Source organism: Fibrobacter sp. (genome assembly GCF_017545445.1).
In the GTDB taxonomy this organism is placed as follows: domain Bacteria; phylum Fibrobacterota; class Fibrobacteria; order Fibrobacterales; family Fibrobacteraceae; genus Fibrobacter.
Map to the genome: position 1 here is coordinate 13,376 of NZ_JAFWOM010000137.1, position 13,839 is coordinate 27,214.

General features: G+C 46.8%; 9 protein-coding genes. 3 read left to right on the forward strand and 6 right to left on the reverse strand.

All coding sequences use genetic code 11. From position 1 onward, the window contains the following. Position 1: 1 nt before the first annotated feature. Entirely contained in the window at positions 2-2,617 is a 2,616-nt protein-coding gene (locus tag IKG78_RS15565; RefSeq protein WP_290945146.1) for an MMPL family transporter, read from the reverse strand. Between the two features lie 187 nt (positions 2,618-2,804). Here IKG78_RS15565 and IKG78_RS15570 point away from each other — a divergent pair, with 187 nt between their 5' ends. After that, positions 2,805-6,836, forward strand: a complete 4,032-nt coding sequence (locus tag IKG78_RS15570; protein WP_290945148.1) for an SNF2-related protein — start codon at positions 2,805-2,807, stop codon at positions 6,834-6,836. A gap of 61 nt (positions 6,837-6,897) precedes the next feature. After that, positions 6,898-7,446 carry a pyridoxamine 5'-phosphate oxidase family protein gene (locus IKG78_RS15575; protein ID WP_290945150.1) on the forward strand — a complete coding sequence of 183 codons (549 nt, stop codon included), beginning with the start codon at positions 6,898-6,900 and terminating at the stop codon, positions 7,444-7,446. A gap of 93 nt (positions 7,447-7,539) precedes the next feature. Here IKG78_RS15575 and IKG78_RS15580 read toward each other — a convergent pair whose 3' ends face one another. After that, on the reverse strand, positions 7,540-8,637 hold the full coding sequence (locus IKG78_RS15580) for a DUF262 domain-containing protein (RefSeq protein WP_290945152.1): 1,098 nt from the start codon (positions 8,635-8,637) through the stop codon (positions 7,540-7,542). Positions 8,638-8,639: 2 nt separating this feature from the next. After that, positions 8,640-9,644, reverse strand: coding sequence for an adenine-specific methyltransferase EcoRI family protein (locus tag IKG78_RS15585; protein ID WP_290945154.1), 1,005 nt, complete (start codon positions 9,642-9,644; stop codon positions 8,640-8,642). Positions 9,645-10,502: 858 nt separating this feature from the next. Between IKG78_RS15585 and rhuM the strand changes: the two genes are divergently transcribed. Then, positions 10,503-11,456 carry a RhuM family protein gene (rhuM, locus tag IKG78_RS15590; RefSeq protein WP_290945156.1) on the forward strand — a complete coding sequence of 318 codons (954 nt, stop codon included), beginning with the start codon at positions 10,503-10,505 and terminating at the stop codon, positions 11,454-11,456. Between the two features lie 15 nt (positions 11,457-11,471). On the opposite strand, the gene ribF is transcribed toward rhuM, so the two are convergent. From ribF to rbfA, 3 genes are all read right to left on the reverse strand, one after another. Then, positions 11,472-12,365 carry a riboflavin biosynthesis protein RibF gene (ribF, locus tag IKG78_RS15595; protein ID WP_290945158.1) on the reverse strand — a complete coding sequence of 298 codons (894 nt, stop codon included), beginning with the start codon at positions 12,363-12,365 and terminating at the stop codon, positions 11,472-11,474. A gap of 67 nt (positions 12,366-12,432) precedes the next feature. Then, entirely contained in the window at positions 12,433-13,413 is a 981-nt protein-coding gene (locus IKG78_RS15600) for a tRNA pseudouridine(55) synthase TruB (RefSeq protein WP_290945160.1), read from the reverse strand. Further along, positions 13,414-13,767 (reverse strand): 30S ribosome-binding factor RbfA, encoded by a 354-nt coding sequence (gene rbfA, locus IKG78_RS15605; protein ID WP_290945162.1) that lies wholly within the window; start codon positions 13,765-13,767, stop codon positions 13,414-13,416. Positions 13,768-13,839: the final 72 nt, after the last annotated feature.

A 13,839-nucleotide genomic window follows, 5' to 3' on the forward strand; every position in this document is an offset into this window, starting at 1 on the left:
ATTATTTTTTCTTGAGCCAGCTGCCGCAAAGGTATATGCTAAAGATGACACTCGTGATAAGGAACATGGCAATGCTGATGCAAGCAAGGTCGCCAATACCCTTCAAACCGCGATGCGTCGTGAAGAGGAATCCGACAAAGCCTGCAATTGTCGTCGTGGAGCTAGCCATCACGTTACGGCCCGTCGTATCGAACAGCTGGCGGATCGTCATGTTCTTGTTAGACGGGGAAGTCCAAGAAGTAATGAAGTGAATCGTCGAGTCGATACCGATACCGAGAGCCATCGGAATCACGATAACGTTGTATATGCTAATCTTTCCGAATTCAAACGTTTGCGTCAAGTAGCCAAGCAATCCAAGCGTAAGGAGCGTACCCATTCCAAACGAAATGCAGCCCGCCAAGAAATACTTCGGCTTGCGGAACGAAATGACAAGCGTACCGAAAATCACAAGAATGATGACCGAAGCCAAATTAAAGCTGTCCGCCTTCACCGACTCAATCACGTCCGAAAGAATGAACTGCGACGAGAACGTGCGGAGATTTTCGCCGTCAAAATTCCAATGGCTGTAACGGTCCTGGAATTTATGCAAGGCCTTTGCATCCCAGCTCGGGAAATCGCCATAAATGAAACCGATTTTTCCGTAACTGCCGTCTTTTTCGCGGAGCAAGTCCAACGCCCAGTCTGGAATGTCCTTCGCATCGAACGTACGATCCACCGCAGAAAGCTTGCGGAGCGTCGCCACGTTTGCGGAATCTTCGCCTTCGGCCCTGTCGAACACGCGAGCTTCTACGAGGTCGCGAATTTCTTCAATCACTTCCAAGCGGCGTTCCTGCGAATCCTTCGGCGGAACAAACGTCTTGAGCGTAAGGAAGCTACGGAGCATCGGGTCATGTTCCACATGCAGGCGCACCATCAACGTATCGTAAAGGGCATCGAGCTGTTCGGACTTGCTGCCCATGACAGCCGCCGGAGTCGAAGAGGCTCGGTTGTTCGATCGAGCGACACCTGCACTAATTCCTTTTTTCTTGGGAACCTTTTCTGTCGTAACGCGACGCAAGTTGCGCAAGTTGTGTTCAAAGTCAACATATTGAGCATACCAAATGGATACTGCGCCAAGCACAAGACCGATAAGAGCGAGGGCCTTGAAGAAGCTGAGGATTTTCGCCTCGTCCCAAGATTTCGGCAACAAGCTGTTCTGCGGAGCCGCCGGAATCCCGCCCATGCACTTGATGAACACCGGAAGCACGAGCACCGACGTGAGCATACTGAAAAGCACACCCATCGAAGCCACCACGCCAAATTCATAGAAGCCGCGGAAATGGGCCGCCAAAAGCGTGAGGAATGCAGCAATCGTCGTAAAGCTTGCGAGAATAAACGGCTTGAGCATCCGCTTTTGAGCATTTTCAAGAACTTCTTCGAGTGTTGCAAACTTGTTCAAAAGTTTCTGCGAAGTTCCCAAAATGTGGATGGAATAGTCAATACCGATACCGAGAATAATGGATGCCACAAAGACCGTAAACGGATTCAGTTTCCCGTAGAAAAGAGCAGTAAACGCAAGCGTCGGGATGCACGCGTAAAGCACCGAGCACGTCACAAGAATCGGGCCTTTGACGCTTCTGAAGAAGAACATTGTCAGGAATATAATAAGGACAAGGCTTATGCCAAAGGAGAAGATGGAATCGTTCGCCACTTCATCGACTTCCTTGAGGCCTTCGTACGTTCCTTCGACAGAGAAACGCGTAGGAACAGGATATTTTTTGCTGCTAAAATACGCAATCAAAGAATCCGAACGGGCTAGAATGTGCGTCACGAAAACATAGTCGGTCGAGGGACGGATAAGCTTTGCGTTCACCACGCCGTTATATAAAATCTTTCCAGTGCTATCCGGGTACGGGCAACCGATCAGGCGAGTTTTCATACTCGCAGGAACAGGCTTTTTCGGGTCCCAATCTTCACGCTTCGTCGTCTCTGCGGTCTGCACCTCGGGTTCATCTTTCTTTTTGAAGAACGAATCAAAGGCACTTACTGCCTCATCAGGGAGGCCAAGCTCTTGCGGCAAACTCGCATCGAACCAGACGCGTTCCTTTTTAGCCGTAGAATCCTGCGACGAATCAGCAGGTTCCGCATCGCCCAGCAAATCCACGACAAGCGGACCATTTTTGCGGCCAATTTCCAGCTGCAAGTCATCAAGGTTATTGCGGATGCGTTCAAGATGCTTTACCGGGAGGTATAAAAGCGAATTGTCCTTGAAGAACTTGTTGTCGTTATCGACCTGAGTCGAGACGACATCGCCCTTCCAGTTCTTGCGAATGTAATCGCTGATGGAATCCTGCAAGGCGGCGACAAGGTTCACGTCCTCGCTTTGGATGGCAATCATGAAACGGTCCGTAGAACCGAATCTCTGGTAAGATTCCTCCAACGCCTTAACGCTCGGCGTGTTTTCGGGCAAAAGATGCGAAAGGTCGGCATCGAGCTTTAGCCCCGGCTTCACCAAAATCGGGAATGCAAGGAGAACAGCAAGAAGGAGATAGAAGGCAAGCGCCTTGTACTTATTTCTACAAACGAGTGGAATGTACCACTGGGAGAATCTTTCCGTAAACGATTTTTTTGAATTCATGCAGGGAAATATATTAATTATTTAAGGTTTCCTAAAACAGAAAGTATGCTATTTCGGATGAACTGCGTAAAAAAGGGAATAATTGGGAATCTCAAGATACTGTCTATTTATAAACGCAAAAAGTCAATCAGAGTTTTTGCGGCGGGTTAATTTGTTCATTTGAGCACTTTTTACTATATTTGGGCTCATGGATTTTGGAAGTTATGGAAAGAGTTGGTGGGCGAACAAGTGGCTTTGCTCGATTCTTGCGACGGCAAGCGAACATGCAATTCTGCAGGGCCTCAAGTTCGCTGCACGTGGTCAAGTTGCAAGCGTCGATATCGTCGATAACCGCGTGATTTCCGTCGTGAAAGGGCCGAATGGCGGACTCCACAACAATTATATCGTTTTTCCGAAATTTTCAAAAGAATCTTCCGAAATCTTCGTGAGCTTTTTAAAACAGCAACCGGCAGAACTGTTGGCGTTCAACAACAAGGCTTTAAGCCCGTCGCTCGAACTCCTGATGGCAAAGAGCGGACTCCAGCTTTTTGACGACCCAGCAAAAGTCAACATGGGCTGCGACTGCCGCGACGAACGCCCGTGCAAGTACCTAATAGCGACATTCCTGAAAATAGCCGAACAAGCCGACAAGGACCCGAACATCCTTTTCAAGATTCACGGACTTGACCTTGAATTCATCAAAGACTTCAAGCCAGAAACGATGGAGATGGAAGCACCCGCCGAAGCGAATCTCGTGAGGTCGTTCAGCAAGGCGACAAGACTCGTAGGGAGTGCAGGAAGCTCGGATGCAGCGGGCGTTTCGGGAAATGCGAACGAAAACCGCACCGGGAACGGCAATGGGGAAAGCGACGGAAACCGCGACGAGCGTGCGGAACAAGAGGAACAAAACGCAGCGGAACTCGCCCACGCCGAAGACGCAAGCGAAAGTTTATTCGGCGGATACAAAGGCTCAGGCCGCGAATCGCAAAACAGCATTCCGCCCAAACAACTGCCGACATTCGATTTCAAGAGCTGGAAAGACTACTCGCATATTTTGCCCGCCATGCTGCAAAACTTCCCGAAGTTCTGCCCCGCCGGAAATTTCCGCAAGAGCTTTACCGACGAACTCCAAGCATGCCACAAGTTCTTTTGCGACTTCGAGAATTTTGACGTTTTCTCGGAGCACTTCCGCGTGAACAACGCTAAAACGTTCTTGATGGAAAACGAACAGTTGCGGCTCTTTCACAAGCCCGGATGGCATTGGAAATTCGAGCAATCCATGGGCGAAAAAGTCATCAACAGCAACCTCACCGTCACAAACGTGATGGGAGCACTTTGCTGCTTGAGTTCCGGCAATTTTTCATGGCACCATTATTCCGTGCGTTATTTGCACTTGATGTTGCAAGTCGCATTTTATCTCGTGCGAACCGGGGCCATTTATCCGCAAGTTTTTTGGATCGGAAAAGACGTTGCCCAAATGCGTTGGCGGCCTGCAGAAATGCTGCCCGAAATTCTGTACATCGTCGCGGACCTCGAAGTTTCTGCACCGAGAGGAATTGCATGGACCAGCAAAGATGAATCGTTCTTCGAAATTGCCGAACCTGCCGAGCACATTCTTTCGCTGTTCATTTCACAGCTTTTGAAATTTGCTCGCACCTACAAGACTCCGCTCAAGACGAACCACGGCAATTTGCTTTCGTTCTTCTTCGATAGCGTTTCAGGCAAACTAGCAAACAACGCTCACACGATTCCCGGAAAAATCCAGCAATGGCTTTCGGTGTATTCGAGTCTCGGGTGCCGCACACAAATTTTGTTCGTCTGTTATGAATCGGGAGACGATGTCGCATTGGAAATTTTCGTACTTGATGAAGATGCTACTAGTGCAACCGGAAATGCCACGAAACGCACGCCACTCTCGGAACTTTTCGAAAACAACGACTCGCGTCTGCTCTCAATTTTAAGCGTTCTGAACGGCATTGCCGATGGATTCAAACCACTCGACGAATACATTGAGCGACGTGCCAGCGTCCCTATTCTGATGCGGGGAGCCGAACTCCTTGAATTTTTGCAAGATTGTCTCAAGAAACTTCAACTGTTCGGCATCCAAACCGAAATTCCAAAAAACCTTTTGAACATCGGCAAGCCCAAGCCCAAAATGCGATTGCAAGGCAGCATGAGCTTTGGAGCATTTACTGCCGGCGACCTACTCGACTTCGATTGGGAAATCGCCATTGGCGACGAAAATATTTCGGCAAAGGAATTCTTGGAACTCGCGGAGCAAGCGGACGGACTTTTAAAATACAAATCTAGCTACGTACAAATTACCGAAAAAGATTTACAGTCCATCCGTGATAAAATTGAAGGCAAATCTGGCGAGTCTGCGAAAAACGGCAAAAGCAAAAAAACTGCTGGGGATGATGCGGAAACGTCTTCTGAAAATGCCGCCGAGGGTGCTACTGGAGGTGCCGCGACTTCCGCAGACGAACTCATCGAAGAAGATTCCGTTCCCGAAATCACGCAAGCCAAACTCGTGCAAGCGTGCTTTACCGGCGAATGCGACAACATCCCGGTCGAAATGGCAAGCGATTTCAAACAACAGTTCGACGCATGGCGTGCCGAAACGGAAGTTCCTCTGCCCGAAAATTTGAACGCGACACTCCGTCCCTATCAAATGCGCGGCTACTCCTGGATGTACAAGAATCTGGAAATCGGATTCGGTTGCATTCTCGCCGACGACATGGGCCTCGGCAAGACGCTGCAAGTCATTACGTTCCTCCTCAAGATGAAACAAGAGGGCAAATTCGCGGAGAAAAAAGCCATCGTCGTGATGCCCGCCGGCCTCCTTTGCAACTGGCAAGTCGAAATCAAGAAATTCGCGCCAGAACTTTCGTTCTTTGCCTACCACGGTGGCCGCCGCAGCCTCGAGAAATTCAACGCCGACGTTCTGCTCACCACATACGCCACGTTCCGCAAGGACTTCAAGGAACTCGACAAGCACGCATGGCAAACGATTATCATCGACGAAGCGCAGAACATCAAAAACGCCGATAGCGAACAGAGCAAGCTTTTGCGCAAGATGAAGGCTCCTATGAAAATCGCCATGAGCGGAACACCTGTCGAAAACCGCCTCATGGAATTCTGGACCATCATGGATTTTGCGAACCACGGATTCTTCCCGAGTGCAAGCGAATTCCGCGAAAAGTTCGAAACGCCTATTCAAAAGAACGGGAACCAGATTGTCGCCGAAACGTTCCGCAAAATCACGGCTCCGTTTATGTTGCGCCGCCTCAAGACTGACAAGAGCATCATCAGCGACTTGCCCGACAAAATCATCCAGGACGAATACGCAGAACTCACACGCTCGCAAGCAGCCCTTTACAAACGCACCCTCGACCACTTCCTCGCCCAGCTCGAAGAAGAACAAGAACTCAGCGAAAAAGCAAACGACGCCCACGCCCTCTTCAAACGCAAAGGCATCATTTTGCAAATGATTCTTGCCCTCAAGCAAATCTGCAACCACCCCGCCACATTCCTGAAAGGTCTCGCAAACACAGAGAATCGTCATCCTGACGACCATCGGGAGGAAGACTACCTTAAAGGCGAGTGTCGCGACCAAGCAGGCTTGGGCATGACCGAGCCCAAAGGGAGGGGCGAAGCCCCATCCAGTGAAGTCTTGTCCAACGTTCCTAAATCTAACAAGCTCGAATCCGGCAAGATGCAAATGCTCCTGGACCTCCTCACATCCATCCAAGAGCAAGGCGAGAAAACGCTCATCTTCACGCAATTCGCCGAAATGGGTCACCTACTGAAATCCACCATCGAAAGCGAACTCGGCCTCCGCACGCATTTCTACCACGGCGGTTGCACACAAACGCAGCGCTCCGAAATGATCCAGGACTTCCAGGAAAATCCGGACTGCAAAGTACTCATTCTCTCGCTCAAGGCTGGTGGCACCGGCCTCAACCTCGTCGCCGCCTCGCAAGTCATCCATTACGATTTGTGGTGGAACCCCGCCATCGAAGCCCAAGCCACCGACCGCGCCTTCCGTATCGGCCAAAAGCGCAACGTCCAAGTCCACCGCTTTATCACCAAAGGCACATTCGAAGAGAAAATCAACTCCCTCCTCGAAACAAAAAAAGCTGTCGCCAACTTGACCGTGAACGCTGGCGAAACATGGCTTGCCGATATGGACGACAAGCAACTCGCCGAAGTGTTCCGCTTGGACAACACGATTGTGTAAAAATTTCAGTCGAAGCCTATATTATATTTAATTTCAAACAGCGTAAAAAAGTTGAGGTAAAATGCGACGCAAGGATAGAGAAGTTTTAGGCGATGAAAACATCGCAAAGATTATCGAACAGTGCACGACCTGCCATGTCGCGATGACAGATGAAGCCGATGCAAGCATGCCCTACGTGATTCCGCTTTCATTCGGGTACAGCCTAAACGATAGCGTTCTGGAACTGTATTTTCATTGCGCTCATGTCGGCAAAAAACTCGACTGCATTCGCAAAAATCCGAATGTTGCATTCAGCATGTGCGTCGAAAATCGCATCGAGATTCACGAAGAGGCCTATTGCAAAAGCGGACGCTTTTACGCAAGCGTTGTCGGGCAGGGCAAGGCAGAAATCGTCGAAGACGTCACCGAAAAATGCCGTGGTCTCTCGCTCTTAATGAAACGACAAGCCGCAAGTTCCGCGCAACACCCAAATTCCGCGCATTCCACGCAATCCGCCGCGCCACACAAGTTTGAATTCACACCCGCGCAGGCCGCCGCCGTGACCGTAATCAAAATAACGAGCACGGATTTCACCGGGAAAGCGAAAAACGACCATGCTCAAAAGTGTTAGAAGCATATGTTAAAAGAGACGGCAATAACCGTCTCTTTTTTATTCAAAACATTATCTTATGTTCACTATTCGAGTTTGATTTACTCTTTCGCCCTATATATCCGATTTCCTTCTATTGCAATCAGCACAGAGCATTTGGCAGTTTTCAGCAATAGTTCGACCACCCTTGCTCCATGGATTAATATGGTCAGCATGCATTTGTTCTATTTCAAAATGTTTGCCACACTTTTTACAAATTCCATTTTGTTTTTCGTAAATCTCTCGCTTGATATTATCATCAAATTCACGAATATCCAAATGACGCTCATCGCCATCCAATACGTACTCGTATATTCCAGATTTCTTTTGGACATCGCTATCGACCATAAATTTGGCGACAAGTTCTTCTAACTTTGAAGAATCTAAATCCGTTCTTTGACCAAACTTTTTAAAAAGCGGTCCCCAAGGAACCCCCTTCATCTCCTTGCGATACTTTGGAAATTTCGCTTTAACCCATTCTATAACATTTTGGAAATGACTGAATAGCGGTTGAGCATCAGGATCATCCACATGTTGAGCCATATATTCACGAATTCCGTCATCATCTTTAGCTCCGCATATCCACTTAATAGCCGTCTCTAAATAGGCTTGTCTCTTCATTTCTCCATTCAGGTATTTGCTCCCAATGTTATACGCAGCACAATTTGTTTTTGAGAAATAGAACTTTGCACTTGTCACCCACGAGCCATGAAAAGTTGCATTTCTCAATTCCTGCGGAGTCAGCACCTTACCCGCAATATTAATCGTTTCAAACCAATCCAGTTTTTCTTTATCTCCGCCATCACAAACATAAACAAACAACTTGTAGTCTAGCAACTTTTTCTTTTCATCTTCCTGCAAACTTTTGAACGTTCTTAAATTGAAGGAAAACTCGTTGTTCACGTATTGACAAATACTCAAAGTCCTTTGCTGACCATCGATAATCTCAAAATTTCCATCTTTACACTTAGCCCAATACATTGTATTAAGCGGATAATTCTTCATCACCGTCTCAATGACTTTGGCTCGTTCTTTTTCACCATAGACAAACTCGCGCTGATACGGTGGACGGATATCAAGTTTTCCCGCATAAGCACGAACGCCATTTTCCGCATTATCTATGAATCCTTCAACTAATTCTCGAATCGTAATTTCATGTTTGAAAATATCCATCACTATCCCTCCCTTGTAATTTTTTGAATAAGTATTCTTGGAGCTTTTTGTTTACCATCAATTAAACCGCGTCCACGAAATGTACCAGGAATCCGCAAATTTTCAACTTCCTCACAAACATCAGAGCTATCAGTCTGTCCAAGAACCCTAAACTGCTGCGGATTGTATTTCGTAAAGAAACCCAATGGCACGCCCATAACCCCTTCATAGTCCATCGGTATTTCAGAGGTAGCATCAATATTGATTGCATTGTAATTTTCATATTGAACATACCTATCCGAACTATAACGTTTCCCAGTTTCAAGAATTTCATGAGTTCTGCTTATTTCAAGATTTGTAAACCAACAGATATTTCCCATCCGTCTATATTTGATTCCATTCTCTATTTTGAAATCGGTTTTCTTTTCTTCGTAGTAATCAGGAACCTGAAACCAAAAATGCCCATTATTTATCCCGCACCACATTTTATTATTCTTGATTAATGGCATGATTGATTTATAGCTGATATTATTTATATTCCCCACAATTAAGAATTTCTTTTCATATTTGAACAAAAATGGAACATATTCTTTAAAAAGACTAAATGGTGGATTTGTCACCACAATATCAGCCTGTTTCAAAAAATCCACACATTCAGGATTACGGAAATCCCCATTACCCTTGAGTCTTTTACAAGGAATTTTTGCAAAGTCATCTTCTCCAGAATATTTAATACTGCCGTCATATTCAAGATAAACAGCTTCTTCAGCGTTTCCTTGACTAAAAAGATCAGCATCATCATTCTTATAACAGGTGGCAATAACCTTTTTAAGTTCAAGGACATCAAAATAGATGACAAAATAACGAAAAAAATTACTCACCCTAGGATCGTCACAATTGCAAAGAACAGTTTTATCCTTAAAATGATGCTTATAGTGTTTTAGTTCATTTTCAATCATCGAAAGCGGTGTATAGAATTCATCCTCTTTTGCGACTCTCGAATGCAACAAGTTGGAATTACCGGGCATAAAATCTCCATTTGGAGCTTGCCCAGATTCAGGCGCATTCAACAAAAAAAGGCGTGAGATTGAATGCACTTATCCGCTCTGAGGTTACGACCAAGTACCCTATCGAAATAAGTACAAACAACTCACGCCCCAAATGGGCAACAAAACACGGACCATCACCTCGCACTGGATCCTTCGCCCCTACGAGCTCAGGAAGACTATGTTTACGGTGAAGTAATTCCGCTTTTCGTCGAAATACACTCAAACACACTACACAGGGTATAGTACGTCAAAGCATATCTGCGTGAGCGTCTGTCTCATTCTCCCGATTGAAAAATTTGGTCGTATTTCAGAGCGGAGAACGAGAGCAAAAGCTCATAAAAATGTCTATGAATAAATATACTTTATTTCAAGGTCATTTTGGTCTAAAGAGAATGAGGTTCTCGGGCGTAATGAACGATTCAATAGGTTTAACAACATTTATACCTCTTTTAACCTGACAAAACAGAAGCTAAGAAGAAACCACCCTCATTTAAAATTCGTTTTGAAAATTTTACAATCATCCTATCAAAGCCATCTCAACTGCCCAAATTACGCAAAAAACAAAGTTTTTCATTAAAACCGAGAGCAAAAACATTAAAAATAAACCTTTCATTGCCTTTTTCACTAATAGTTCAAACCATTGTTTCGATTCTGCACATTATCTAATTTCATTGAAAAACAATACCGGGGGGTCGCTCTGCTGCGGCAACGACATTTGGTGAAGCCGGTACACCTACGCCGGGGGGTGAAAGAGTATCTCGCGATACCGATTGAACATGGCAGGAGTCATGCTCGCCCGGCATTTTTAAACAATTTCTAGTGAGTATGTAGGGGAAAATGAACGAAGAAACAGGTGAAATCGTACTTTATCAGCCAGAGGGCGAAACTAAACTAGAAGTACGTGTTGAAAACGAGACCGTTTGGCTCACACAAGTGCAAATTGCCAACTTATTCGGAACAAAGCGTCCTGCAATTACAAAACACTTAAAAAACATCTATGCATCACAAGAACTTGACGAAGATAGCACATGTTCCATTTTGGAACATATGGGTAACGATTCAAAACAGGTGTACGAAACAAAATACTATAATCTAGACGCAATTCTTTCTGTAGGCTATCGAGTCAATAGCAAAAATGCAACCTTATTTCGCCGTTGGGCAACTCAAGTCCTTAAGAACTACATGCTCAAGGGCTATGCAATAAACCAACGAAAAACAGCTACAGACCTACAAATTGCGGATCGACTACACGAGCAACGACAACTCATTGAAAAACAGAGTTCAGAAATAGCAGATGTTCGCAAAAGCATTGTAGAACAAAACGTTCGACTTTCGACCGTAGAGCAACATATAGACTTTTTCATAAAATCAGCACAAACACCAACTAGCGGAATTCTAGCAACAGGAACTCGATTCGATGGATTTGTCCTGATTGCTGACCTCGTAAAAACAGCCAAACGTTCTGTTGTATTCATTGACCCGTTTGCCACAATCGAGATACTAAAATTTGCAGCAATGCGGACAAAAGGTGTTACAGCAACAATCTACTCCACACGAATCACTCCAGAATTCAAGGAAGCCAAAGACCTGCACAACAAACAGTATCCAAAACTAGAACTAAAAACGATGCGTACTATCCACGACCGTTTTTTGCTTATAGATGACACTGTTTATCACTTCGGAGCATCATTCAAAGATATGGGCAACGAAATGACAGCATTCAGCATTCTTGATTTCGTAACACCAAAAGAAGTCATCAAAAAAGTGGAAGACTGCACCAAGGGAATATGAGATGAGGAATACTCTCTATTCCGCCCAGTGGTTTCCGTTGTAGTTCTTGGCGATGTCTGCGTCCATGCCGATTTGACGCACCAAATCTTCGATGCTGGCAAACTTTTTCTCGGGGCGCAAGAAGGCGAGCAAGTCCAGCACTAAGTGCTGACCGTAAATGTTTTCGTTAAAGTCGAGCAGATAAGCTTCGACGGCGAGCAGGTGCGTTCCGGGCGTTGTCGGTTGCGTTCCGATGTTCACGACAGAGCGGTAAATGCGGCCATCCGAAAGTCTTGCACTTGCGACATACACGCCGCCTTTCGGCAAGAACTTGTACTGTTCCATCTGCACGTTCGCGGTCGGGAATCCGATGGTATGGCCAAGGCGTTTGCCAACCACGACTGTTCCAGACAAGCGATACGGGCGGCCCAGATACGTCTGTGCGCGATCGACGTCGCCGTTCAAGAGCGCATTGCGCACGGCAGAAGAGCTCACGCGTTCGCCCTTGTGCAAGACCATCGAAAGCATCTGCGTCGAGAGTTCCGGGAACGCGGCGGTAATCGTTTCGTAATTGCCCTTGCCACCTGCGCCAAAGCAATGGTCGTGCCCAAAGAACATCGAAACGACTTCACGCTTTTCAATCAGTTCCGTGCGAACAAATTCATCAAACGAGAGTTTTGCCAATTCACGCGTGAACGGCAGCACCAAAAATTCGAGTCCAAAGCTTTCGATAAATTCGCGTTTTTCTTCGGTCGTCGTGAGGAGCAACGGATCGCCCGGTCCACGCAAAACGTAATTGGAATGGGGTTCAAAACTGATGACCGTCGGCTGCAAATGGTTCACTTCGGCGACCGCCTTGAGCGTGCGGAAAAGCGCCTGGTGCCCCAAATGGCATCCATCAAAATTACCCATTGTCACAGCACGTTTCATTTTCACAATCCTTCAAATACCGTAGCAATCTAATATCAACGACAAGGTCCCTGAGCCTGCCGAAGGGCTATTCATCATCACCTAAAAAGAACTTGGGGCAAATGCGGCCCGGGTCATAAACGCCAAGCCCGATCACAATGCCATTTTTATCGGCGGTAAAAACAAACTTTTCAGATCCCAGTTCTGCACTCAAATTTTCAACAGGAGTCCGCCACGGCACCCAATTGCCTAAACGAATCGCTTTCACCTGGTCATCATTCAAACGCACTACAGGGAAATCAAGCACCTGATCGACAGAAAGCAAATGTTCTGGCGTGAGTGCGTCCCCGCGAACAGCACGGTCAACAGTCACGTTTCCAATGCGGTGGCGACGGATCATCGAGACGCAGCCGCACGTTCCAAGCGCACGGGCCAAATCACGACCGAGCGAACGGATGTACGTTCCCTTACTGCAATTACATTCCAAGTCAAACGTGGCAAAGCACTTGCCGGTACAGCCTTCCGTCACAAGACCCTCGCCTATGACCTTCAACGATTCGATATGGATGCGACGCGGCTTGAGTTCTATTTCACGACCACGATTCATCAAGTCGCTGGCACGATGGCCATTGATTTTCACGGCACAATACTTCGGCGGAATCTGATCAATGTCGCCAATGAATTGCGGGAGAACCGCTTCGAGGTCAGCACGGTTTATCGATGGCTTACCGCTCTGGATCCCGTCGCCTTCGGCTCCAGGATGACAACCACTCTCGTCTCTACTCTCTACTCTCTCATCTGTACGCACCACTTCCCCGTCCCATTCGAGGGTGTCGGTTTCATAGCCAAGGTGGAGGCGGAACGTATAGCACTTGTCCTTCGCCTCGATGTAGGGCAAAAGGCGCGTCGCACGCCCGGTGGCGGCAATAATCAACCCGCTTGCACGCAAGTCGAGCGTACCCGCATGGCCCACGCGTTTAGTACAAAAGACCCTTTTCAGAGGGAAAAGGGCCTTAAAAGATGTTTCACCTGCAATTTTGTCCAAGAGGACGAAGCCGGAAGAGGCCAATTAAAGTTCCCCTTTCTGCTTCAGTTCTGCAAGGATTTCTTCAATGTGCATGGCATGTTCGAGATTTTCGTCAAGAACGAACTTGAGTTCAGGCACCTTGAAAATCTTCAAGGCCTTGCCCAAGACGCCACGGATAAAGCCGGCGGAATTGTTGAGCCCGACAAGCGTATCGCGCTTTTCTTTATCGGAACCCATCACCGAGACGAGGGCCTTTGCATAGCTCAGGTCTTCGGTAATATCCACACGGGTAATGCTTGCGAGAGAACTCACGCGCGGATCCTTCAAGCCCTTCTGGATGAGCTTGGAAATTTCTTCGCGGAATTGCTCGCCTAATCTATCAGTTCTTCTAGTCATTCGTACCAGTGGTTAGTAAACAGTGGTTAGTAAACAGGAATGAATTTAGTGATTAGTAAACAGTGGTTAGTA

Excerpts from the sequence above, each read along its gene's own strand:
- IKG78_RS15575 (WP_290945150.1), top strand. The coding sequence starts at position 6,898 with ATGCGACGCAAGGATAGAGAAGTTTTAGGCGATGAAAACATCGCAAAG.
- IKG78_RS15565 (WP_290945146.1), bottom strand. The coding sequence starts at position 2,617 with ATGAATTCAAAAAAATCGTTTACGGAAAGATTCTCCCAGTGGTACATT.
- rhuM (WP_290945156.1), top strand. The coding sequence starts at position 10,503 with ATGAACGAAGAAACAGGTGAAATCGTACTTTATCAGCCAGAGGGCGAA.
- ribF (WP_290945158.1), bottom strand. The coding sequence starts at position 12,365 with ATGAAACGTGCTGTGACAATGGGTAATTTTGATGGATGCCATTTGGGG.
- IKG78_RS15580 (WP_290945152.1), bottom strand. The coding sequence starts at position 8,637 with ATGGATATTTTCAAACATGAAATTACGATTCGAGAATTAGTTGAAGGA.
- IKG78_RS15570 (WP_290945148.1), top strand. The coding sequence starts at position 2,805 with ATGGATTTTGGAAGTTATGGAAAGAGTTGGTGGGCGAACAAGTGGCTT.
- rbfA (WP_290945162.1), bottom strand. The coding sequence starts at position 13,767 with ATGACTAGAAGAACTGATAGATTAGGCGAGCAATTCCGCGAAGAAATT.
- IKG78_RS15585 (WP_290945154.1), bottom strand. The coding sequence starts at position 9,644 with ATGCCCGGTAATTCCAACTTGTTGCATTCGAGAGTCGCAAAAGAGGAT.